18 protein-coding genes and 1 pseudogene are annotated in these 23046 nt (G+C 75.1%); 8 read left to right on the top strand and 11 right to left on the bottom strand.

Annotation, left to right across the window (positions count from 1 at the left end; genetic code table 11):
* From F1544_RS20245 to F1544_RS20235, 3 genes and pseudogenes are all read right to left on the bottom strand, one after another.
* Positions 1–282: HAAS signaling domain-containing protein (locus F1544_RS20245; protein ID WP_244309322.1), on the bottom strand; the 282-nt coding region annotated here is incomplete at its 3' end.
* Positions 283–359: 77 nt separating this feature from the next.
* Positions 360–671: pseudogene (locus F1544_RS20240) on the bottom strand (PadR family transcriptional regulator); the annotation flags it as partial.
* Positions 672–792: 121 nt separating this feature from the next.
* Positions 793–1236 carry an SRPBCC family protein gene (locus tag F1544_RS20235; protein ID WP_167588012.1) on the bottom strand — a complete coding sequence of 148 codons (444 nt, stop codon included), beginning with the start codon at positions 1234–1236 and terminating at the stop codon, positions 793–795.
* Between the two features lie 126 nt (positions 1237–1362).
* On the opposite strand from F1544_RS20235, the gene F1544_RS20230 reads away from it, so the two are divergent.
* On the top strand, positions 1363–1746 hold the full coding sequence (locus F1544_RS20230) for an MmcQ/YjbR family DNA-binding protein (RefSeq protein WP_167588011.1): 384 nt from the start codon (positions 1363–1365) through the stop codon (positions 1744–1746).
* Positions 1747–1759: 13 nt separating this feature from the next.
* Here F1544_RS20230 and F1544_RS20225 read toward each other — a convergent pair whose 3' ends face one another.
* The 7 genes from F1544_RS20225 to mfd all read right to left on the bottom strand — a co-directional run bounded on the left by F1544_RS20225 (position 1760) and on the right by mfd (position 10717).
* Positions 1760–2719 (bottom strand): Ppx/GppA phosphatase family protein, encoded by a 960-nt coding sequence (locus F1544_RS20225; RefSeq protein ID WP_167588010.1) that lies wholly within the window; start codon positions 2717–2719, stop codon positions 1760–1762.
* Between the two features lie 7 nt (positions 2720–2726).
* A complete protein-coding gene (locus F1544_RS20220) occupies positions 2727–3236 on the bottom strand; it encodes a DUF501 domain-containing protein (RefSeq protein WP_208972281.1) in 510 nt (169 codons plus the stop codon).
* Positions 3237–3328: 92 nt separating this feature from the next.
* Positions 3329–3955 carry an FtsB family cell division protein gene (locus F1544_RS20215; protein ID WP_167588009.1) on the bottom strand — a complete coding sequence of 209 codons (627 nt, stop codon included), beginning with the start codon at positions 3953–3955 and terminating at the stop codon, positions 3329–3331.
* Positions 3956–3990: 35 nt separating this feature from the next.
* Positions 3991–5277, bottom strand: coding sequence for a phosphopyruvate hydratase (gene eno, locus F1544_RS20210; protein WP_167588008.1), 1287 nt, complete (start codon positions 5275–5277; stop codon positions 3991–3993).
* Between the two features lie 70 nt (positions 5278–5347).
* Positions 5348–6307 carry an ROK family protein gene (locus F1544_RS20205; protein WP_208972279.1) on the bottom strand — a complete coding sequence of 320 codons (960 nt, stop codon included), beginning with the start codon at positions 6305–6307 and terminating at the stop codon, positions 5348–5350.
* A gap of 85 nt (positions 6308–6392) precedes the next feature.
* Positions 6393–7136 (bottom strand): nucleoside triphosphate pyrophosphohydrolase, encoded by a 744-nt coding sequence (locus tag F1544_RS20200; protein WP_308470218.1) that lies wholly within the window; start codon positions 7134–7136, stop codon positions 6393–6395.
* Positions 7133–10717: a transcription-repair coupling factor gene (mfd, locus tag F1544_RS20195; protein WP_167588006.1), complete on the bottom strand. Its 3585-nt coding sequence runs from the start codon at positions 10715–10717 to the stop codon at positions 7133–7135. Before mfd ends, F1544_RS20200 begins: the two co-directional genes overlap by 4 nt.
* 189 nt (positions 10718–10906) lie before the next feature.
* Between mfd and F1544_RS26585 the strand changes: the two genes are divergently transcribed.
* The 5 genes from F1544_RS26585 (at position 10907) to F1544_RS20170 (ending at position 18446) form a co-directional block, all read left to right on the top strand.
* Positions 10907–12718 carry a DUF4012 domain-containing protein gene (locus F1544_RS26585; protein ID WP_167588005.1) on the top strand — a complete coding sequence of 604 codons (1812 nt, stop codon included), beginning with the start codon at positions 10907–10909 and terminating at the stop codon, positions 12716–12718.
* A gap of 147 nt (positions 12719–12865) precedes the next feature.
* Positions 12866–13201, top strand: coding sequence for an LAVTG motif-containing sortase-dependent surface protein (locus F1544_RS20185; protein WP_167588004.1), 336 nt, complete (start codon positions 12866–12868; stop codon positions 13199–13201).
* A 449-nt stretch (positions 13202–13650) separates the two neighbouring features.
* Positions 13651–14805: a glycosyltransferase gene (locus tag F1544_RS25940; RefSeq protein WP_208972278.1), complete on the top strand. Its 1155-nt coding sequence runs from the start codon at positions 13651–13653 to the stop codon at positions 14803–14805.
* A gap of 104 nt (positions 14806–14909) precedes the next feature.
* Positions 14910–15977: a glycosyltransferase gene (locus F1544_RS20175; protein ID WP_167588002.1), complete on the top strand. Its 1068-nt coding sequence runs from the start codon at positions 14910–14912 to the stop codon at positions 15975–15977.
* 177 nt (positions 15978–16154) lie between these two features.
* Positions 16155–18446: an NPCBM/NEW2 domain-containing protein gene (locus F1544_RS20170; RefSeq protein ID WP_167588001.1), complete on the top strand. Its 2292-nt coding sequence runs from the start codon at positions 16155–16157 to the stop codon at positions 18444–18446.
* Positions 18447–18542: 96 nt separating this feature from the next.
* Here F1544_RS20170 and F1544_RS20165 read toward each other — a convergent pair whose 3' ends face one another.
* Positions 18543–19544: a glycosyltransferase family 2 protein gene (locus F1544_RS20165; protein WP_167588000.1), complete on the bottom strand. Its 1002-nt coding sequence runs from the start codon at positions 19542–19544 to the stop codon at positions 18543–18545.
* A gap of 155 nt (positions 19545–19699) precedes the next feature.
* Here F1544_RS20165 and F1544_RS20160 point away from each other — a divergent pair, with 155 nt between their 5' ends.
* Together F1544_RS20160 and F1544_RS20155 are read left to right on the top strand one after the other, a co-directional pair.
* Entirely contained in the window at positions 19700–21130 is a 1431-nt protein-coding gene (locus F1544_RS20160; RefSeq protein WP_167587999.1) for a hypothetical protein, read from the top strand.
* Between the two features lie 298 nt (positions 21131–21428).
* Positions 21429–22892 carry a hypothetical protein gene (locus F1544_RS20155; RefSeq protein WP_167587998.1) on the top strand — a complete coding sequence of 488 codons (1464 nt, stop codon included), beginning with the start codon at positions 21429–21431 and terminating at the stop codon, positions 22890–22892.
* Positions 22893–23046: the final 154 nt, after the last annotated feature.

Genomic DNA, 23046 nt, shown 5'->3' with positions numbered 1-23046 from the left:
CCGCCGGCGCCCGCGCGGCGGGAGCCCCGCCGCGGCGCGCAGCTCGGCCGCGTAGACCACCGGCGGGCCGCAGCGCGCCCGGACGTCGTCGCCCGAGGCCGCACCGGCCCCCGCTCCGGACCCTGCTCCGGACCCTGCTCCGGACTCCGCGACCGACTCCGCCAGGTCCGCCTCGAGGCCGCCGACGAGGTCGTCGACCACCTCGGCGGGGAGGTCGTCCAGGGCCGAGCGGACCGCGTCGACGTACTGGCTCACGGACCGCAGGCCGGTCGGCACGCTCATCGGGTCTCCTCGTCGTCGAGCGGGACGCTGGTCGTTCCGGACGAGCCGGTGGTTCCGGGCGAGCCGGCCGGCGCGGGGCCCAGCAGCCGGTCCACGCTGTCGGCGAAGCCGCGCCAGCTCGCGCGCTGCTGCGCGAGGACCTGCTCGCCCTGCGCGTTGATCCCGTAGTACTTGCGGTGGGGGCCCTCCTCGGAGGGCACCACGTACGACGTCAGCGCACCGGCCGCGTAGAGGCGGCGCAGCGTGCCGTAGACCGAGGCGTCCCCCACCTCGGCCAGGCCCCCGGCCCGCAGCCGGCGCACGACGTCGTAGCCGTAGCCGTCCTCCCGCGCCACGACGGCCAGGACCGCGAGGTCCAGGACCCCCTTGAGCAGCTGCGTCGGTTCCACGGCTCCCCCTCCGTCGGCAGGTGCTCCCCTCCGGCACCTGCCGACGGCACAGTACCGCGCTTGGCGCGGTAGCGGGAGCCGACGGCGGACACCGGTCCGGCCGGCGCCCGTCAGGGGGTCCTCAGCGCGCGACGTCCGCCGCGAGGTTGTCCAGCAGCTCGCCGTAGATGCGGTCGAGGCCGCGCGGCGCGAAGGTCCGCTCGAAGAAGCCGCCGACGCCCGTGGCGCCCGTCCACTCGTTGGTCACGAGCACCTCGCTCGCCTCGGGGCCGTCGGCCTCCACGCGCCAGGTGGTGCGCAGCGAGGAGTTGCGGTCGACCTCCGCGAACCCGTGCGCGTCGGTGGCGGAGACGTCGGCGAGGACGTCCCGGACCCGCTTGCGGGTGGCGTGCAGGCGCCAGTGCACGACCGTGCCCGCACCGGAGCCGCCCTCGACCACCTTGTAGTCGGTAAAGTGCCCGGGCAGCAGGCGCGGGCGCGTGCCGCGGTAGTCCGCGAGCGCCGCGACGATCCGCTCGGCGGGCGCCTCGATGCGGCGGGACGTCGTCGTGCTGACCGTGCTCATGGGTGCTTCCCCCGGGTCTCGGTGCCGCGCTGTGAGCGTCCAGCCTGCCAGCGCGCGGCCCCCGGGCCCGCGCGCGGCGCCGCGGCGAGGGGTGCGCTTCGTCACAGGAAGCGCTTGGATCGGCGGGTGGTCACCCCCGGTCAGCTGCGGAGCTGGGCCCTGGAGCTGCCCGACGTCGAGGAGCGCGAGACGTGGGGCAACGCGACGTTCCGCGTGCGAGAGAAGATCTTCGTCATCCTGCGCGACGAGGACGACGACCCCACCGCCTCGGTGAAGGCCGACCGGCAGGAGCAGGCCGAGCTCATCGACGGCGACCCGGCCAGCTACGGCATCGCCTCGCACGTGGGCCGCTTCGGGTGGGTCTCGGTGCGGCTGCGGACCGTCGACCCCGGGGAGCTGCACTCGGTCGTGCTCGGCGCCTGGTTCCGCACGTGCCCGGCGCGGCGGCGCGGCGGCCTCTCCGACGAGCTGCGGGCGCTGCTGCCCACGACGGGCGACGGGCGGGGCTGACGCCGGGGACGCCTCAGCCGCGCGCGGCGGCCGAGAAGACGATGCCGTCGAGGATGTCGTGCTCGCTCGTGACGACCTCCGCGACCCCGGAGAGGGCCGCGACGCGGTCGAGGACCGCCCGCCACACCAGCGCCCCGGCCCCGATGACGTCGACGCGGCCCGGGTGCACGACCGGCAGCGCGGCCCGCTCGGCGCGCGTCATGGCCAGGAGCCGGTCGCAGGCCGCGCGGGCGTCGTCCACGCTCAGCACCGCCCCGTGCACCGAGCCGGGCTCGTAGGCGGCCAGCCCCAGCGCGACCGCCGTGACGGTCGTGACCGAGCCGGCGACCCCCACGAGCGTGCGGGTCCGCCCGAGCGGGACGTCGCCGGCCGCGACGAGCCCGTCGAGCACCGCGTCGACGTCGGCGCGCGCCGCGGCCACCTGGGCGGCGGTCGGGGGGTCGTCGTGCAGGTGCCGCTCGGTCATCCGGACCGACCCGACGTCGACGGACCGGGAGGCCTCGAGCTCCGCCTCGCCGAGGACCAGCTCGGTGGAGCCGCCGCCCAGGTCGACGACGAGGAACGGCCCCGGGCGAACGCCGAGCAGCTCCCGCGTGGCGCCCGCGAAGGACAGCGCGGCCTCCTCCTCGCCCGTCACGACCTCCGGGGCCACGCCGAGGCGGGCGCGGACCCCCTCGACGAAGACGTCGCGGTTGGAGACGTCGCGGGAGGCGGACGTCGCGACGAAGCGGACCGCCGCGGGGCCCACGCCGTGGCGGCGGCAGGCGGCCGCGGCCTCGTCGACGGCCGCGAAGGTGCGCTCCAGCGCCTCGGGGGCGAAGGCGCCCGTGGCGTCGACGCCCTGCCCGAGGCGCACGACCGCCATGGTGCGCTCGACGTCGGTCAGGGTCCCGGCCGCGACGTCGACGTCGGCCACGAGCAGGCGCAGGGAGTTGGTGCCGCAGTCGACGGCGGCGACCCGGACGGTGCTCACGCCCGGCTCAGGCCGGCGGGTCGGTCAGCGGGGGCACGCCGGCGAGCTCGCCGTGCGGGCAGGTGGCGGGCCAGCCGCCGTCGGCCGCGAGCAGCTCCAGCGCCTCGTCCCCGAACGGCTGCACCCCCGGGCCCGCGGCCAGCGCGTGCCCGGCGAGGGCGTGCAGGCACTTCACGCGCGTGGGCATGCCCCCCGCCGAGATGCCCTCGATCTCCTCGACGCTGCCGAGCCGGGCGCGGCGCGCGAGGTAGTCCTCGTGGGCGGCGGCGTAGGCGGCGGCGAGCTCGAGGTCGGTCGCGAGCCGGTCCTGCATGCGGCGCATGAGGCCCGAGGCCTCCAGCGTGCTGATGGCGGAGGCCGCGAAGGGGTCGACGAGGTAGTACGTCGTCGGGAAGGGGGTCCCGTCGGGCAGCCGGGGTGCCGTCTCCACGACGTCCGGGCGCCCGCAGGGGCAGCGGTGCGCGATGCCGACGACGCCGCGCGGCACCCGGCCGAGCAGCTCGGCGACCGCGGCCAGGTCGGCCGCCGAGGCCGCCTCGCTGCTGCTCGTGCTGACAGGGACGCCGCTGAGGGTGCCGCTGCCGAGCGGCGGCGGGGGGTGCTGGTCGATCACGGGCCGTCCTGGGTCGAGGGGGCCGGCACGGGCTTCGCCGTGGCGGCGGTGGGGTCGGGCAGCCCGGCCAGGCGCAGGGAGTCCCAGACGTCGGCGTACCAGGCGGCCGAGGACTGCGGCAGGCTCGCCGCCGCCTGGGCGGGGGCGAGCTGGTCGGCGTCGGAGCCGCCGTCGACGACGTAGGCCTTCTCCCCCGGCAGCACGTAGCCGAGCCGGGCGCGCGCCTGGGTGCGGACGTGGTCGGGGTCGGCCCAGCGCTGCTGCTCGGCGCGGGCGGCCGCGAGGTCGCTCTGCTGCTGCGCGATCCGGGCGTCGAGGCGGCCGATCTCGGAGCGCTGCTCCAGCCACTTCTGCAGGCTGGGCAGGAGGAACACGGCCAGCACCACGACGAGCGCGACGAGCACCAGGGCCCGGGGGCCGCGCGTGCGGCGGCGCTCGGCCGCCGACAGCGAGGCGGTGCTGCGCCCGCGGGCCGCGGGCGAGGGCCGGCTCGAGGCCGGCCGGGAGGAGCGCGCCCCCGCCGGGCGGGCCGCGGGCCGCGCCGGACGGGGTTCCGGCCCGCGCCCCGCTCCCCCCGCGCCACGGCGGGGGGTGCGGGGTGCGGTCGGACGTCGCGTCGCCATGGGTCCAGGTTCTCCCAGTGCCGAACGCCTGCGCGTCAGGCGCGCCCGGCGGCCCGGGGGAACGCGGAGGCGCCGGCGTAGCGACCGGCGTCGTCCAGCTCCTCCTCGATGCGCAGCAGCTGGTTGAACTTCGCGACGCGCTCCGAGCGCGCCGGGGCACCGGTCTTGATCTGGCCGGAACCCACCGCGACCGCGAGGTCAGCGATCGTCGTGTCCTCGGTCTCGCCCGAGCGGTGGCTCATCATCGTGCGGAACCCGTTGCGGTGCGCCAGCTCCACCGCGTCGAGGGTCTCGGTGAGCGAGCCGATCTGGTTGACCTTCACCAGCAGCGCGTTGCCGGCCGAGGTGTCGATGCCCTGCTGCAGGCGCTCGGGGTTGGTGACGAAGAGGTCGTCGCCGACGACCTGGACGCGGTCGCCGATGGCGCTCGTGAGGTGCACCCAGCCGGCCCAGTCGTCCTCGGACAGCGGGTCCTCGATCGAGACCAGCGGGTACTCGGCGAGGAGCCCCTCGTAGTAGCCGGTCATCCACTCCGCGGAGCGGTTCGAACCCTCGAAGCTGTAGCCGGCCTCGGCGTGGAACTCGGTGGCCGCGACGTCGAGGGCGAGCGCGATGTCGGTGCCGAGGGTGAACCCGGCCTTCTCGATCGCCTCGCCGATGAGGTCCAGGGCGTCCTTGTTGCTGGGCAGGTCGGGGGCGAAGCCGCCCTCGTCGCCCAGGCCCGTGGCCAGGCCGCGGGCCTTCAGCACCGACTTCAGCGAGTGGTAGGTCTCCGCACCCCAGCGCAGCGCCTCGCGGAACGAGGCGGCGCCGATCGGGGCGATCATGAACTCCTGGATCGCGACGCCCGTGTCGGCGTGCGAGCCGCCGTTGATGATGTTCATCATCGGCACGGGCAGCAGGTGCGCGTTCGGGCCACCGAGGTAGCGGAACAGCGGCAGGTCGGCGGCCGAGGCCGCGGACTTGGCGACCGCGAGGGAGACGCCGAGGATCGCGTTGGCGCCCAGGCGGCCCTTGTTGGCGGTGCCGTCCAGGTCGATCATCGCCTGGTCGACGAGGCGCTGCTCGTGGGCGTCGTGACCGACGAGGGCCGGGCCGATCTCCTCGATGACGGCCTCGACGGCCTGCTCGACGCCCTTGCCCCCGTAGCGGCCCTTGTCGCCGTCACGGCGCTCGACGGCCTCGTGGGCGCCGGTGGACGCGCCCGACGGCACGGCCGCCCGCGCGAAGGTCCCGTCGTCGAGGAGGACCTCGACCTCGACGGTGGGGTTGCCGCGGGAATCCAGGATCTCGCGGGCTCCGACGGCCTCGATGGTGGCCAACGCGCACTCCTCAGGTCGGGGTGGTGGTGCCTGTCTGACTGCGCCGCGACCCTATCGCCGACCGCTGCGCTCAGGCTCCCCCGAGGTGCTGCCAGCCCAGGCGGCCGGCGCCGATGAGCCCGGACAGGCGCGGCAGCGTCGAGCGGACGATCCGCACGTCGGCCAGGTGCGGGTAGACCGCGAGCTCGGCGTACGCGGCGCGCAGCGGGTCCATGAGCACGGCCCCGGCGGAGGCGACGCCCCCGCCCACGACGATGTCGCTGAGGTCGAAGAGCGCTGCGGCGGAGAGGAACGAGGACGCCAGGGCCCGTGTCCCGTCGGCGATGACGGCCACCGCGGTGACGTCCCCCGCGGCCGCGTCCGCGGTGAGCGCGCGCGCGTCGACGCCCGCCTCGCCCGTGCGCCAGCCGCGCCGGCGGGCCTCGGCGACCATCGACGGCCCGCTGGCGTACGCCTCGACGACACCCCTGGCCCCCGAGCCCTTCAGCTCCTCGCCGTCGAGCACGACGCCGACGTGGCTGATGAACCCGGCGTTGCCGGTCTTGCCCGCGAGGATCCGCCCGTCGAGGACGACGCCGCCGCCGATGCCCGTGGACACCACGACGCCCATCATCGACGGCGACCCGGCCGCGGCCCCGACCCACTGCTCGGCCGCGGCGAAGCACTGCCCGTCCTGGGCGAGCACGGCGCGGGCGGGGCGGCCCAGCGCCGCCGTCGCGGCGGCCGCGACCGAGGCGACCAGCGGGTAGCCCCGCAGCGAGACGATGTTGACGGGGTGGACGATGCCCGTGGTCGTGTCGACGGGGCCGGCGGAGCCGATGCCCACGGTGTCGACCACCGCGACGCCCGCCGCCCGGGCCTCGCCCAGCACGGCCGCCACGAGCCCGTCGAGGGCGGCGCCCACGGCCGCGGCGCTGCTCGCGTCGGTCGGCACCTCGCGCTCGAGGCGCACCTCGCCCGTCTCGGACACGAGGCCCGCGGCGATCTTGGTGCCGCCGATGTCGATGGCGAGGACGTGGTCGTCGGTCACGTCAGCGGAGAGTACGGGATCCCCCGCCCGCTCCCCCGCGGTGATCATGCAGGGAATACCTGCATGATCACCGCGGGGACGAGGGTCAGGCGGAGGGGCGGGCGCGCTCGGCCGCCCGGGCGGCCGTCTCCAGGCCGCGGGTCGCCACGCGCAGCGCGGCCTCGGGGTCGACGCCCGCGGCGTGCGCGCGCCGCACGACGGCGAGCAGCTCCGCACCGAACGCCGCGGCCGGGTCGTCCGCCGGTGCGGGCGCGTCGCCGGGGTCGAGGTCCGCGCGCTGCACGCGGCCCAGCACCTTGTCGGCGCGGGCCAGCGCGGGCAGCGCCGCCGGGATCCCGTCGAGGACGCTCTCGCGGTGCTTCTCGGTGGCCTTGATGGCGTCCCAGCCGCGCTGCAGGTCCTCGGCGGGCGCCTCCCCGGCGAACACGTGGGGGTGGCGGCGCACGAGCTTGGCGACGATCGCGCCGGCCACGTCGTCGATGTCGAAACCCCCGGGTGCCTCGGCCGCGACGCGGGCGTGGAACACGACCTGCAGCAGCAGGTCGCCCAGCTCGTCGCGCAGCTCGTCGCGGTCGCCGTCCTCCACCGCCTCGACGACCTCGTACGTCTCCTCCACGAGGTAGCGCAGCAGCGACGCGTGCGTCTGCTGCGCGTCCCACGGGCAGCCGCCCGGCGAGCGCAGCCGGTCCATGACCGCGACGAGCTCGAGCAGCCGGGACCCCGCGGGCGCCCCGCCCGCCGGGACCTGCGCTCCTGAGACGTCCGCTCCAGGAACCTGCGCTCCCGGGACCTGCGCTCCCGGAACCCCTCCCGTCGAGGGTTCCGTCACCGAGCGCCCGCCGCGACGGACGCCTTCTGCTCCAGCAGGATCGCGGCGACGAACTCGTGCGCCCACGCGAGGATCTCCGCGTCGCGCAGCGGCTGCCCGCCGATGCGCGCCGTCATCGGGGCGGGGATCAGCGCCGTCGACAGGTTCGGCTTGAGGATCGTGCCGGGGTAGAGGCGCTTGAGCCGGAGCTCCCGCGACTCGGGGAGGTCGATGGGGGCGACCCGGACCTGCTTGCCCTGCAGCGAGATCTCCCGCAGCCCGCCGCGGCGGGCCTGCACCCGGAACCGCGCGACCTCGAGGAGGTTCAGCACGGGCTGCGGGGGCTCGCCGTAGCGGTCGACAAGTTCCGCACGCAATTCCGTGAGGTCCTCCTCGCCGTCCACCGCGGCCAGGCGGCGGTAGGCCTCCAGGCGCAGGCGCTCGGAGGGGATGTAGTCGTGCGGCAGGTGCGCGTCCACCGGCAGCTCGATCTTCACCTCGGTCGTCTCGGGTTCCGCGTCGTCGTTCTCCGCACCCGGGACGTGGCTGCGGGCGTCGGCCACGGCGTCGGCGACCATCCGCATGTAGAGGTCGAAGCCGACCCCCGCGATGTGCCCGGACTGCTCGCCGCCCAGCAGGTTCCCCGCGCCGCGGATCTCGAGGTCCTTCATGGCCACGGCCATGCCGGAACCGAGGTCGGTGTGCTGGGCGATCGTCGCGAGCCGGTCGTGCGCGGTCTCCGTCAGCGGCTTCTCCGGCGGGAACAGGAAGTAGGCGTAGGCCCGCTCCCGGCCGCGGCCCACGCGCCCGCGCAGCTGGTGCAGCTGCGAGAGGCCCATGGCGTCGGCGCGCTCGACGATGAGGGTGTTGGCGTTGGAGATGTCCAGGCCCGTCTCGACGATCGTCGTGCAGACGAGGACGTCGAACCGCTTCTCCCAGAAGTCGAGGACGACCTGCTCGAGGCGGTGCTCGCCCATCTGCCCGTGCGCCGTGGCGATGCGCGCCTCGGGGACGAGCTCCTTCAGCCGCGCCGCGGTGCGCTCGATGGACTGCACCCGGTTGTGGACGTAGAACACCTGGCCCTCGCGCAGGAGCTCGCGGCGGATCGCGGCCGCGATCTGCTTCTCCTCCTGCCCGCCGACGTAGGTGAGCACGGGGTGGCGCTCCTCCGGCGGCGTGGCCAGCGTCGACATCTCGCGGATGCCCGTGACGGCCATCTCCAGCGTCCGCGGGATCGGCGTCGCGCTCATGGCCAGCACGTCCACGTTGGTGCGCATCTTCTTCAGCGCCTCCTTGTGCTCGACGCCGAAGCGCTGCTCCTCGTCGACCACCACCAGACCGAGGTCCTTGAACTGCACCTCGTTGGACAGCAGGCGGTGCGTGCCGATGACGACGTCGACGGAACCGTCGACGAGCCCGGCCATCGCGGCCTTGGAGTCGGCCGCGGAGATGAACCGCGACAGCGGCCGCACGGTCACGGGGAAGGCCGCGAACCGCTCCGCGAACGTCTTGTAGTGCTGCTGCACCAGCAGCGTCGTCGGCACGAGCACGGCGACCTGCTTGCCGTCCTGCACGGCCTTGAACGCCGCGCGCAGGGCGATCTCCGTCTTGCCGTAGCCGACGTCGCCGCAGACGAGGCGGTCCATCGGCATGGGCTTCTCCATGTCCGCCTTGACCTCGTCGATGCTGGACAGCTGGTCCGGCGTCTCGACGTAGGGGAAGGCGTCCTCGAGCTCGCGCTGCCACGGGGTGTCGGGGCCGAACTGGTGACCCTTCGTCGCCATCCGCGCCGAGTACAGGCGGATGAGCTCGCCCGCGATCTCCTTGACGGCCTTGCGGGCGCGGCTCTTGGTCTTCGACCAGTCCGAGCCGCCCATCTTCGACAGCTGCGGCGCCTCGCCGCCCGTGTACCGGGTGACCTGGTCGAGGGTGTCGGTCGGCACGAAGAGCCGGTCCCCCGGCTGGCCGCGCTTGCTGGCCGCGTACTCCAGGACGAGGTACTCCCGCGTCGCGCCCTGGATGGTGCGCTGCACCATCTCCACGAACTTCCCGACGCCGTGCTGCTCGTGCACGACGAAGTCGCCGGGGCGCAGCGACAGCGGGTCGACGGCGTTGCGGCGCCGGCGCGGGGCCATCTTGCGCATGTCCTTGGTCGACTGGCCGCCGACGCCCGTGAGGTCTGCCTCGGTGACCAGCGCGAGCTGCAGGCCCTCGTGGACGAACCCGTGCTCGACGGTGGCGGTGGTGACCTGCACGACCGAGGGCACGGGGCCCTCGACGAGGTCGTCGGTCAGGCGCGCGGGCACGTCCTCGCCCGAGAGCATCTCGACGAGCCGCTTCGCGGGGCCGTGGCCCTCGGTGGTCAGGACGATCCGCCAGCCCGCGGCGGTGAGGTCGCGCAGGTCCGCGAGCGCCTTCTCGGTCTCCCCGCGGTAGGACACGACGTCGCGGGCCTTCACGCGCAGGACGCGGGTGTCCTCGAGGTCGCGGAGGTCGTCGTCGCTGGTCAGCGAGGTCACCGACCACCACGGGCGGCCCGTGCTCTCGGCGTGGGCGCGCACCTCGGCGAGCGTCCAGAACGAGGACGCGCCCAGGTCGACGGGCGCCTGCCCGCCGACGGCGGCGTTCATCCACGCCGCGTCGAGGAACTCGGCGCCGGTGGCGACGAGGTCGTGGGCGCGGGCGCGGACCTTCTCGGGTTCGGCGAGCACGACGTGGGTGCCCGCGGGCAGCACGTCGAGCAGCGGCTCCATGCCGTCGACGAGGGCGGGGGCGAGCGACTCCATGCCCTCGACCGCGATGCCCTCGGCGATCTTGGTGAGGACGTCGGCGGCCTCGGGGTGCCCGCCGATGAGCGCGGCCGCGCGCTCGCGCACGTCGGGGGTCAGCAGGAGCTCGCGGCACGGCGGCGCCCACACGCCGTCGGGCTCCTTCTCCATGGTCCGCTGGTCGGCGACGGAGAAGGAGCGGACCTCGTCGACCTCGTCGCCGAAGAACTCCACGCGCAGCGGGTGCGGGCGGGTGGGCGGGAAGACGTCGAGGATCCCGCCGCGCACGGCGAACTCGCCGCGGCGCTCCACCATGTCGACGCGCACGTAGGCCGCGGCCGCGAGCGCCGCGACAGTGGCGTCGAGGCCGACCTCGTCGCCCGGGCGCAGCCGGACGGGCTCCAGGTCGGCGAGGCCCTTGACCAGCGGCTGCAGGACGGCGCGGACGGGGGCCACGACGACACGCACCTCGCCGGCCTCCGGGTCGTCCTGCGCCGGGTGGGCCAGGCGCCGCAGCACCGACAGGCGCTGCGCGACGGTGTCGCTGCGGGGGGACAGCCGCTCGTGCGGCAGCGTCTCCCAGGCCGGGAACTCGGCCACGGACGCCGCGGGAAGGTAGCAGCGCAGCCAGGTGGCGAGGTCCTCGCACTCCCGGCCGGTCGCCGTCACCACGAGCAGGGGGCGCTCGGCCGCGAAGGCGGCGAGCAGCGCGGGCCGCACGCCGAGCGGTGCGACGACGTCGAGCGCGTTCGAACCGCCCTCGCGCGCGGCCGCCACGGCGGCGCGGACGGCGGGTTCGGTGCGCAGGACGTCGAGCAGGCCGGTGAGGCTCAAGGGTGCTCCGGAGGGGTCGTGCGAGGGGGTGCTGGGGACTGCGTCCAGCCTACGTCGCCCCCGCGACACGGACCCGCGGCGAGAGGCGGACCCCGCGGCGAGGGGGCGGACCCCGGGCGCCCCGGCTCGGCGCCGTCCCCGGCGCGGCCGCGACCCCTGTCGCCAGCCGTGATCCCTATCATCGGCCCGGTGCCCGACACCGCAGACGAGCCCGCCCCGCCGACCGCGCCCGGGGGCGCCGGTCGCCCGCGGGGCCGCCGGCACCCGGTCCGGGTCGTCCTCCTCGTGCTCCTGCTGCTCCTGCTCGCGTGGGTCGTCGCCGTCGCGGTGAGCGGGGTGCAGGCCGGGCAGGCCCTGCTGCGCGTCTCGCACGCCGCACCCGCCCTGGAGGCCGACCTGCGCGCCGAGCGCTTCGCCGAGGCCGGCCCGGGCGCGCGGCGCATCGCCGAGGACTCCGCGACGGCGGCCCGCTCGACGGGCCAGTGGCCGTGGCGCGCCGCCGAGCACGTGCCGTGGGTCGGGGACCAGCTGCGCGCCGTCGGCGGGGCGTCCGCGGCCGCGGCGGTGCTCACCGCTCCCCTGCCCGGCGCCCTGGCCGCAGCCGACGACGCGCTGGGCGACGGCCTCGTCTCGGCCGACCAGACGATCGACGTCGCCGCCGTGCAGCAGCTCGTCCCCGTCGTCACGGAGTACGCGCGGCGGCTGCCGACGGCGCGCGCCGAGCTGGCCGACGCCGCTCGACCGCGCGTCCTGGGCGTCCTGCAGCGGCGGCTCGCGCCGATCTCCGCGCAGCTCGACTCCGTGGCCGGGCCGCTCGCGACCGCCGCCGACGTCGCCCCGCAGCTGCCGGCGATGCTCGGCGCGCAGGGGCCGCGGACGTACCTCGTGGCCTTCACCAACCCCGCGGAGATCCGGCCCGTGCAGGGGATCGTCGGCGCCTACGCGGTGGTGCGCCTGGACGCGGGGCGCATCCAGCTCGTCGAGACGGGATCGGACCAGGACCTCTACGGAGCCCGGGCGGACCCCGGCGTCCTGGGCCCGGAGTACACCGCGCTCTACGGCGACGGCGGGCCCGACGACGACGCCGGGATCATCCAGAACGTCACGGTCGGCGCCCAGGCCGACGACGCGGGCCGGCTCACCGCCGACCTCTTCGCCGACGCCGGACGCGCCCGGCCGGACGCCGTCGTCTTCGTGGACCCGGTGGGCCTGGCGGCGCTGCTCGGCCCGGACCACGCGCCGCTGGACCTCGGCGTCCTCGGGCAGGTGCCCACGGCCGAGCTCCCCGACGTCCTGATGCGCCAGGCCTACGTGCGCTTCGACGGCGACCAGGACGCCCGCAAGCTGTTCCTCACCGCCACCTCGGCGGCGGCCTTCCAGGCGGTCCTGGCCGACGGGCTGTCGACGACGGCCCTGCAGGGCGGCCGCGACGCCGTGGCCAGCGGCCACCTGAGCGTCTGGAGCGCCGACGCCGCCGCGCAGCGGGCCCTGGTGGGGGCCGGCCTCGCCGGGGTGCTCGGCGACCCGGCCACGACCCGCTCGGCGCACCTCGCGCTGACCAACGTCGCCCCGTCGAAGCTGGACTACTTCGTGCAGCCCGCGGTCGAGGTCGACCCGCCGTGCGGCACCGGGACGGGCACCGCCGCGTCCGCGCTGCAGCTGACGCTGCGCAGCGACGTGCCCGAGGACATCCCCGCCTACATGCGCAACGCGCTGGCCGACACGCCCCTGGGCGAGCGCACGGCCCGGGAGATCGTGTCGCTGTGGATCCCGCCGTGGGTGGGGGTCGACGGGGTCACCGTCGACGGCGCCCCCGTGGGCACGGCCGTGGACGCCGAGCGCGGGTGGCGGCTCGTGCGGCTGACCGTCGTCGTCCCTCCCGCCCGGGACGTCGTGGTGCGCTGGAACCTGCGCGGGGAGGCCGGCGCCCTGCCGCGCGCGGTCACCGGGCCGGCCACCGCCGCGGCGCCCGTCGTCACGACGGGGGCGTGCACCCCGTGAGGGTGAGCTGAGCGTCCAACGTTCGTCACGCTGCGTCGACCCATCACCCGGATGGCAGCGATCCGCTGGACGCGCGGGTCACGTTCCGTCATCCTGGCCTCGCTCCGGATCACTCCGGTGCGAATTCTCGACTGGGGGGGACCCGCTGTGAGCACCTCGAAGAACACCGTGCGCCTCGCTGCCGCCGGCGCGCTCGCGATCGCCGGCCTCGCCGGTGGTGCCGCGGCTGCCTCGGCCAGCACCGACTACGCGCCCGCCACCCCGACGCCGACCGTCTCGGACGTCGTCACTCCCGCCGTCAGCCCGACCACGGGTGGCGGCGGCAGCTCGAGCGCGACGCCGGGCGCCGTGGGCGCCAGCGGCGACGAGCTCGCCTACACCGGTGCCGACGTCGCCCCCTGGGCCGCCGCGGGCACCGTCCTCGTGCTCGGCGGCGCCGCGATGGTCGTCGCCGGCCGTCGCAAGGGCGCGCGCCAGCACTGACGTCACCGCTGCCCCGGGCAGCGCCGTGAGGCCGGTCGACGCGAGCTGTCGACCGGCCTCACGCACGTCGGGCCCGATCGCTCGCAGTGGATCAGTGACTCGGTGTGACGGGTTCCGGCCCTAGGGGGAAGGCCGGATCCGCACACGGTTCTGTGTTCACGTTGCTACGCAGCGCAATGTCGCCCGATCGGCGGCCGGGCGGCTGGACTGTCGTGTCACGGTGGGTCATCCTGGGCCCCTGTCACTCGTCCCCGGGGGGTGGCGAGGACAGGGAGAGAGCTCATCCGCAGCCGCAGGACGCCCACCGCGCCGTCCACCACCGCCACGCCGACCACCACCACGACTGCCACGCCGTCCGGCACCGCCACCGGCCGCGCGCACCGCGCCCGGCGGCACCACGTGCACGCGAGCCCCAGCAGCCGCTCCGTGACGATCAGGGGGGGAACCCTGTGACGATCTTCGCCAACGCTCCGACCGAGCTCGCGGCCGACGCCGCGCCGTCGGCGCCCCGCACCCGCGTCGGGGTCGTCCTCGCGCACGACTACCTCACGCAGCGCGGCGGGGGTGAGCGCGTCGCCCTCGAGCTCGCGCGGCACTTCCCCGACGCCCCGCTCATCACGAGCGTCTACGACCGCGACACGACGTTCCCCGAGTTCGCCGACCGCGACGTGCGCGCCAGCGTGCTCAACCGCGTCGCGCCCTTCCGCCACGACCCGCGGCGCGCCTTCGGCCTCCTCGCCCTCGTGATGAACCGGATGCCCGTGCCCGCGGGCGTGCTGCTGGCCAGCTCCTCGGGCTGGGCCCACGGCCTGCGCTCGCACGGCCCGAAGATCGTCTACTGCCACAACCCGGCGCGCTGGCTCTACCAGCCGGACGACTACTTCTCCATGCTGCCGCCCGTAGCCCGCCGCGCCGTCGGCCGCGCCCTGGCTCCGCTGCGCACGTGGGACCGCCGCGCGGCCCGCACCGCGCACACCTACGTCGCGAACTCCACCTCCGTGGCCCGCCGCATCGAGGCCGCCTACGGCGTCACAGCGCGCGTCATCCACCCGCCGGCGGGTCTCGACCCGGCCGGCCCCGTGGAGCCCGTGCCCGGGCTGGAGCCCGGCTTCTTCCTCACCGTGGGCCGCCGCCGCGGCTACAAGAACACCCAGCTGGTGTGCGAGGCCGTCGAGCGCACGCCCGGCGCCCGCCTCGTCGCCGTCGGCGGGCTGCCCGGCTCCCGGACGTGGAGCGACCGGCTGACCGGCGTCTCCGGCATCAGCGACGCCCAGCTGCGCTGGCTGTACGCCTCCTGCAGCGCGGTCGTGGCCATGAGCCACGAGGACTTCGGCCTGTCCCCCGTCGAGGGCTTCGCCTTCGGCAAGCCCAGCGTCGTCCTGCGGGCCGGCGGGTACCTCGACAGCGGTCTCGAGGGCGTCGCCACCGTCTTCATCGACACCGAGGACGCCGCTGCGCTCGCCGGGGCGCTGGCGGGCTTCGACCCGGCCGCCTTCGACGCCGACGCCGTGCGCGCGCACGGCGAGCGGTTCTCCTCGGCGCAGTTCGGCCGCAGCCTGCACGAGCTCGTCGCCGAGGTCGTCGACGGCGGGGCGCTCTCCTGAGGCGCCTGCGGCGCGGCGGCCCCCGGGGCGCCGCGCGCCCCGGCGGTGCGCGCGTCGTCTACCTGGACCACTGCGCGCTGCTGTCCGGCGGCGAGATCGCCCTCGTGCGCACCCTCGAGGCCCTGCCCGGGGTGCGCCGCCACGTCGTCCTCGGCGAGGACGGGCCGCTCGTGCCGCTGCTGCTGGCGGCGGGCGCCACCGTCGAGGTGCTGCCCCTGTCGGGCGACGTCCGCAACACCAGCCGCACCGAGGCCTCCCGCGTCCCGCTGGCCGGTCTCGTCGCGACGGCCACGTACACGCTGCGGCTCGCGCGCCGGCTGCGGACGCTGCGCCCCGACGCCGTGCACACCAACTCGCTGAAGTCCGCCGTGTACGGCAGCCTCGCCGCGCGGCTCGCGGGCGTCCCCGTGGTGTGGCACGCCCGCGACCGCATCGCGGACGACTACATGCCCGCCCGCACGGCCGCCGTCGTGCGCCAGCTCGCCCGCCGGCTCCCCACCGTGGTGCTGGCCAACTCCCAGGCGACCGCGACGACGCTGCAGCTGCCCGCACGCCGGCCCGCGGTCGTGGTCCCCGACCCGTACCTGCCGAAGCACGCGCCGCAGGACCGGACGGACGTGGGGCCCGTGCGCTTCGTCATGGTCGGGCGGCTCGCGCCGTGGAAGGGTCAGCACGTCTTCCTGGCGGCCTTCGCCCGCGCCCTGGCCGGCACCCCGCACCGCGCCGTCGTCCTGGGCTCGGCCCTGTTCGGCGAGGACGACTACGCCGAGCAGGTGCGCCGCCAGGTCGAGGACCTCGGCCTCACCGGCCAGGTCGAGCTGCGCGGCTTCAGCGACGACGTCGAGGGCGTCCTGGCGGCCTCGGACGTGCTCGTGCACGCCTCGACCGTCCCCGAGCCCTTCGGCCAAGTGGTGGTCGAGGGCATGGCCGCCGGCCTGACCGTCCTCGCGGCCGACGCCGGCGGACCCGCCGAGATCGTCACCCACGACCACGACGGGCTGCTCTACCCCGTCGGAGACGTCGAGGCGCTGGCGCGGCTGCTGGCCGCCGTCGCGGCCGATCCGGGCCTGCGCGCACGCCTCGGTGAGGCGGCCGTGGCGACCGCCGCACAGTACCGACCGGAGGCCCTCGGACCGCGCTTCGCGGCCGTCTACGCCGCCGTCGGCGGCTGAACCACCTCCTGGCTTCGGCGGGCGCGGGCACCACCTTGACCGTGGTGTGCGCCGTCCGGGTGACGGGACGACCTGTTCGGAGCAACTGTCGAAGGATCACGGGTAACGGGGTCAAGGGCCCCCGGAGGAGCGACGAAACCTTGAGTGTCCCCCGCACTCGACGCAAGGACCTCCTCGATGAAGCTCCGACTGTCCCGCAAACTGCTCGCAGCCCAGCTCCCTCTCGCGGTCGTCGCGGCGCTCTCCTCCGCCGCCGTGACAGCTCCCTCCGCCTCGGCTGAAGCGTTGACGACGCAGCGTGCGCAGGCAGCCGACTCCTTCGTGGACTCGATCGGTGTGGCCACCCACCTCACGTACACGGGAACCCCGTACACGAACTACCCGCTCGTCCAGCAGCGCCTGCAGGAGTCCGGCATCCGCCACCTGCGCGACGGCTGGGGCACGGGTTCCGCCTACGCCAGCACCTTCGTGGAGAAGCAGCTGCACCCTCTGGGCATCGGCATCACCATGGTCCAGGACCCGCGTCAGAACGCGACGCCCGCGGCCCTCAAGGACATGGTCAAGACGCAGCTGCCGAACTCGATCGACGCGGTCGAGGGCCTCAACGAGTGGGACGTCAAGGGCGGCAACTGGGCCGCCGACGCCCGCGACTGGACGATCAAGGTCGCGCAGGCCTACCGCGGCGACGCCGCCACCAAGGACATCCCGATCCTCGCCGGCGCCCTCGCCGACACGAACGCCGCGTCGAAGTACCAGGCGCTGGGCAACATCTCCGCCTACGTCGACTACGGCAACACCCACGACTACCCGGGCAACCAGTTCCACATGAACGACGGCATCATCAACACGGTGCTGGCGAACAACGCGATCACCGCCCCGGGCAAGCGCGTCATGGCCACCGAGACCGGTTTCTCCACCGGCAACGTCGGCGCGCCGTACCAGACCATGCCCGAGGCGCAGGTCGCCGAGGCGCTGCCGAAGCTCTACCTCGACCACTTCCGCCGCGGCATCGTGCGCAGCTTCTCCTACGAGCTGTTCGACCAGTACAACGACAACCAGTTCGAGTCGAAGTTCGGCCTGCTGCGCAACGACGGCAGCGCCAAGCCGTCGTTCACGGCGATCTCCAACATGATCGGCCTCCTGAACGACCGGGGCAGCGCGTTCACGCCGTCCTCGCTGAACTACGAGCTGCAGGGCCAGAACGCGAACACCCGCACGCTGCTGCTGCAGAAGCGCGACGGCACCTTCTGGCTCGCCGTGTGGCAGCAGGACCGCACGTGGAACGGCAGCCAGGTCCTGAACCCGGCCGACGTCCCCGTCACGCTGAAGCTCGGCTCGGCCGTCAAGACGGCCCGCGTCTACAACCCGGTGCGCAGCAAGGCCGCCGTCGCCACCGCCACGGACACCACCTCGGTGCAGTTCGCCTCCACCGAGGGCGTCACGCTGGTCGAGCTCTCCGGCAGCGGCAGCGCCCCCGTCGTCCCGCCCGTGACCCCGCCGGTCACGCCGCCGGTGACCCCGCCGGTCACCCCGCCCACGACGCCGCCGGCCACGCCCGTCACGGGCACCACCACGCCCGTCTCCGCCCTGCCCCTGCAGCAGGTCGCGAACGCCTGGGGCCCGCTGGAGCTGAACCGCAGCAACGGTGAGGGCGCCGCCGGCGACGGCCGGGCGCTGAGCATCTCCGGGAAGACCTTCGCCACCGGCATCGGCGTCCACGCCGGTTCCGACATCCGCTTCACGAACTCGGGCGCCACGACGTTCACGTCGACCGTCGGCGTCGACGACGAGGTGGGGACCGGCGGCAGCGTCGTGTTCCAGGTGTTCACCGACGGGACCAAGGCCTACGACTCCGGCCTCGTCACCCGCGCCACCGGCACCCGTCCGGTCTCCGTCGACATCAAGGGCAAGAAGGACGTCCGCCTCGTCGTCACCGACGGCGGCAACGGCAACCAGTTCGACCACGCCGACTGGGCCGACGCGAAGGTCTCCTCCGCGACCGCCCCCGTCCTGCAGCCCGCCCCCACGGTGCCCCGCGCCGCCCGCCGCGTCTCCACGCTGCCGCTGACGACCGTGGCCAACGCCTGGGGCCCGGTGGAGCTGAACCGCAGCAACGGTGAGGCGGCGGCCGGCGACGGGCGCACCCTGTCCGTCTCCGGCGCGACGTTCACCACGGGCCTCGGCGTGCACGCCGGCTCCGACGTCACGTTCGCCAACGACGGCGCGAAGACCTTCGCGGCGACGGTCGGGCTGGACGACGAGGTCGGCACCGGCGGCAGCGTGGTCTTCCAGGTCCACGCCGACGGCACGAAGGTCTACGACTCCGGCGTCGTGACCCGCGCCAGCGGTGCCCGCCAGGTGTCCGTCGACGTCAAGGGCCGCAAGCAGATCCGCCTCGTCGTCTCCGACGCCGGCGACGGCAACGCCTTCGACCACGCCGACTGGGCGAACGCCACGCTCAACGACTGACCCCCCTCACGACGCAGGACGTGCCGGTCACCCCGCGGGGTGACCGGCACGTCCTGCGTCGCAGCACTTCCGGGGCGGCGAGACGCCGCCGGCGCCTCAGCCGAGCTGGTCGAGACCGCCGTGCCAGGGCAGGCGCCCCCGGGCCAGCAGGCGCCCCGCCTGCTCGGCCGCGATGACGACGTCGCGCCCGTACTTCGGGGCCCGCACGCCCACCATCGCCGCGACCGAGGCCAGGGCCCGCGCGCGCTCGGCGGCCGGCAGGTCCGCCTCCACGGCGGCCTTCACGTACTGGCCCGCGAGGTCGAAGTCGGGGAACACGATCCGGCCCTTGCGCGCCGGGTTCCAGAACTCCGACGGCGGCCACGGGCCGACGCCGATGTAGCGGCTGATCTCGGAGCCGGGCCGGGTGGGCCGGGCGCCGTTGCGCTGGCTGCGCCCGTCGTGGTCGCGGTTGAAGAACAGCACCTCGGGGATCCGCAGCATCGGGCCCTGCAGCGCGAGGCGGACCAGCAGCACGCGGTCGCCGTAGACGTGGTTGCTCATGGCCCCCGCCCGGCGCACGGCGTCGGAGCGCAGCAGCCCGTACTGCTCGTGACCGGCGTGGCGCTTGATCGGCGCGAGGACGACGCGGGCGAAGCGCAGCCCCGGGCTCGGCACCGACAGGTCGAGCATGAAGTCGTCGTCGCGCACCCGGTTGCCGTCACCGTCGACGACGGCGGCCTCGCTGTAGCAGCACACCGCGCCGGGGTGCTCCTCGAGCACCGCGAGGGCCTTGCGCACGAACGCGGGGTGGCTGACGTCGTCCGCGGCGGCCCACTTGAAGTAGGGGCTGCGGCTGAGGGAGAACGTGCGGGAGAAGCTGTCGGCCACCCCCACGTGCTCGTCGTGGTGCACGTAGCGCACCCGCTCATCACGGTCCGCGAACTCCCGGCAGATCTCCGCCGTCCCGTCGGTCGAGGCGTTGTCGGAGATGACCACCTCGAGGTCGCCGAAGTCCTGCGCCAGCGCGGACTCGATCGTCGCGCGGACGTACTTCTCACCGTTGTAGACCGGGATTCCGATGCAGACCTCGGGAACTGCCGCCACTGGGAACCTCACCTCGTCGGACGTACCAGGCGCCCCGGACGACGCCTACACTCCGAAGGTATCCGAACCCCGCACGCGCGTGCAGCGTGTCGGCGTTCGGGCACCCGGGTGGCCGCGCAGCGGTCCCGCCCGTCGCGCCCCCGCCGTCCACGTCTCCCGGAGTCGCTGTGTCGCACCCCTCGCCCGCTCTGCTCACCCGACGACGACGCCGTCGGCGCGCTCTGCTGGCGGCCCTGGTGGCCCTCGTGGTGGTCGCCGCGGTGACGATCGTGGTCGCCGTCACCCGGAAGGACGCACCCGTTCCGGTGGTCGTCGTCCCCGATCCCGGTGACGTGCGGGCGTCGGACTCCCTCGTCGAGAGCATGGGCGTCGCGGTGCAGCTCTACCAGCAGGCGTCGAAGTACGACCTGCTCGCGCCGGCGCTCGGGGACCTCGGCATCCGGCACATCCGGACGGGCGGCAGCGGGGCGGCCTTCTTCCGCCACGTGAACGAGCTGCACGACAACTACGGGATCTCCACGATGCTCGTCATGGATCCCCGCGAGGGCTACACAGGTCGCGACACGGTCACGCGCGGGGTGCTGCCCGTGCTCGACGCGGCCGAGGGCGTCGAGGGCCCGAACGAGTGGGACATCAACGACGAGCTCGAGTACGAGGGCGAGCCGTGGCCCGAGGGCGTGCGCACCTTCCAGGACGAGATGTTCGACGCGGTGAAGGGTTTCACCGACGACGACGCGGACGTGCAGGCGAAGGTGCGTGCCCTGACGGTGCTGAGCCCCACGGTCGCCGACCCCGACGCCGCCGGGCAGCTCGCGGGGGTGCGCTGCGACGTCGCCGCCATGCACAGCTACCCCGGCGGTGACCTGCCCGACGCGGAGCTCACGTCGAAGTGGATGCCGTCGGCGCTGCAGCTGTGCGACGGCAAGGGCGTCGTGTCCACCGAGAGCGGCTACTGCAACACCCTCACCCCGAGCGGCTGCACCAACCAGGGCGGCGTCTCGGAGCGGGCCAGCGCCAAGTACGCGCTGCGCCACTACTTCGAGTACTTCCGCGCCGGGGTGGAGCGCGACTACCTCTACAACCTCTCCACCGACGAGTGGGACCTGTTCCTGCGCCCCGACGGGACCCGCAAGCCGGCGTTCGCGGCCGTGGCCAGCACGGTCGACCTGCTCGCCGACCCCGGCGCGGTCGTGAACCCCACGCGCTTCGACGTCACGGTCTCCGGGGCCGACGACGTCCGCCACGTCGTGCTGCAGAAGCGCGACGGCAGCTACTGGCTGGCCCTGTGGACCAACGCGATCTCCTACCCGGCGGGCGAGGAGTGCTGCGACGTCGAGACCACCCGGGACGTGACGGTGCAGCTGCCGCGGACGATGAACGCCACCGTCTACGCGCCGACGTTCGCGGGCACCACGCCCGTGGAGCGTCCCGGCGCCGTCCAGACCCTGGCCGTCACGGTTCCCGACGAGGTGCTGCTCGTCCGGCTGGCCGAGGCCCCGGGCGCCACGTCGACCCCGGTCCCGACCACCCCGTCGGCGTCGGCGACGACGTCCGGCACCGCCACCCCGGAGCCCACGGCGACGCCCGACGCGAGCTGACGCGTGGTGGCCCGCTGACGCTGGGTGGTGACCCGGCCGCGGCGTGTGGCGATCGGGTGAACCCCTCGTGCGGGGGCGTCACCGGAAGCTGCGCGGGGCCGACCCGGCGCCCCCACCCCCTCTACACTCGGACCCGCCACGGCCTGTCCGCGGCCCCCCGGCCGCGCCGGGTGGCGGGCGAGCCGCGCAGGGGGCCCACCGGTGCCCGCGCACCGTCCGCAGCCGGGTCCCCCGGCCGCCACCGCGAGGACCGACCCGCCACGACCGCCCGTCGAGCGACGCGAGAGGAGACCGGCCCATGGCCAGCAGCACCGCCCGCCGGACCCCTCCCCTCTCGGCGCTCGTCCCGCTCGCAGCCCTCGCGGTGGTCCCCGTGCTCGTCCTGGGGCTCGCGATGGGTCCGTGGCGCCTGCTGGTGCCCGTCCTCGTGGCCGGCGTCGTCCTGGTGCTGCGCCCGAAGCCGACGACCGCGGTCGCCCTGGCCGTCGTCGCCCTCCCGCTCACGGCGCTGCTGCGCCGCCTGACGGCGGGCGAGGACGCCTACCTGCCCAGCGACCCGCTGGCCGTGCTGGCCGTGGTCGTGGCGCTGCCCGCCTTCGTGCTGGTGCGCGGCAAGGGCCGCGAGGCCCCCGGCTCCGGGTGGCTCGCCGTCTACCTCGCCTGGCTCGTCGTCACGGCCGGCCTCTCCTCCTCGGGGTCGATCGCCACCCGCGCCACCGGCTTCCTCATCGTCGCCGTGCCCGCGGGCGTCGGCTACCTCGTGGCCCGGGGCTGGGCTGCGGGCAGCGAGGGGATCGCCCTGCGCTCGCTCGTCGTCCTGGCGCTGCCGCTCGCGGCCTACGCCACCGCGCAGTTCTTCCTCGCCCCCACCTGGGACATGGCCTGGCTGACGAGCGTGCAGGAGACGCTGAACAGCGTCGGCTCGCCCGTGGCCCGCGGCTTCCGCGTGTGGGGGACGATGGAATCCCCCCTCAGCCTCGCCATGTACCTGGGGCAGGCCGTGCTCGCGCTGCTCTGCTGGATGCTCGCCCGCCGCGGGGCGCCCGGGCGCGGGGCGCGGTCCCTCTTCGTCACCGTGACGCTCGTGGTCGTCCTCCTGGCCCTCGTGCTGACCAGCGTCCGCAGCGTCCTGTTCGCGCTGCCCGTCCTCCTGCTCGGCGTCGCCCTGCTCGGGCTGCTGCCCGTCGGCCGGGTGCAGGCCCTGCTGGCCGCGGTCGGGGTGACCCTGGCCATGGTCGTCGGCATCGGCTCCCTCGGGCTCTCGGCGACCGGCACGACCGCCAGCCGCTACCAGCTGTCCTCGCTGGGCCAGGACCAGTCGCTGCTGGACCGGGCGCAGCTGCTCCCCCAGTTCCTGCAGGCCGCCGCGAACCCCGTCGGCACGGGCCCCGGCAGCGCCGGCGCAGCCCAGAGCCTGACGGCCGGCGGCAAGGCCATCGGCATCGACAACGGCTACCTCTCCCTCCTGCAGGAGGGCGGCGTCCTGCGCCTCGGCCTCTTCGTCGCCGTCCTGCTCCTCGCGCTGATGGCGGCCGTGCGCAACGCCCGCCGCCGTCCCGACGACGCCGGGGCCCTCTTCGCCGTCACGGTGATCGTCTTCTACGGGATCCTCCAGGCGTCCTCCGACGTGGTCAGCGGCACCGGGTCGTTCTTCTTCTGGATCTGCGTCGGGGCCTCCTTCGCCCGCGAGGGAGCCCACCGCCGCGCGCTGCGCACCACCCCGGCCCCCGCCGGGCACCAGGCCGTGAAGGAGATCGCATGAGCACGCCGCCGGACGCGGACCTGGGCGTGCCCCCGGGCCCCGACGCGCCGTCGGGGTCGGACGCCCCGCCGGGCACCGTCGCCCCCTCGGACCCGGTGGTCCGTCCCGCCGTCCCCGGCCGCCGCCGCGCCGCGCCGGGCCGGCACGTGCGCAC

Origin of the sequence: Kineococcus rubinsiae (assembly GCF_011839805.1) — a bacterium.
Lineage (GTDB): Bacteria > Actinomycetota > Actinomycetes > Actinomycetales > Kineococcaceae > Kineococcus > Kineococcus rubinsiae.
Note: the sequence above shows the minus strand (reverse complement) of the source record. Positions and strands in the feature narration are given on the sequence as shown.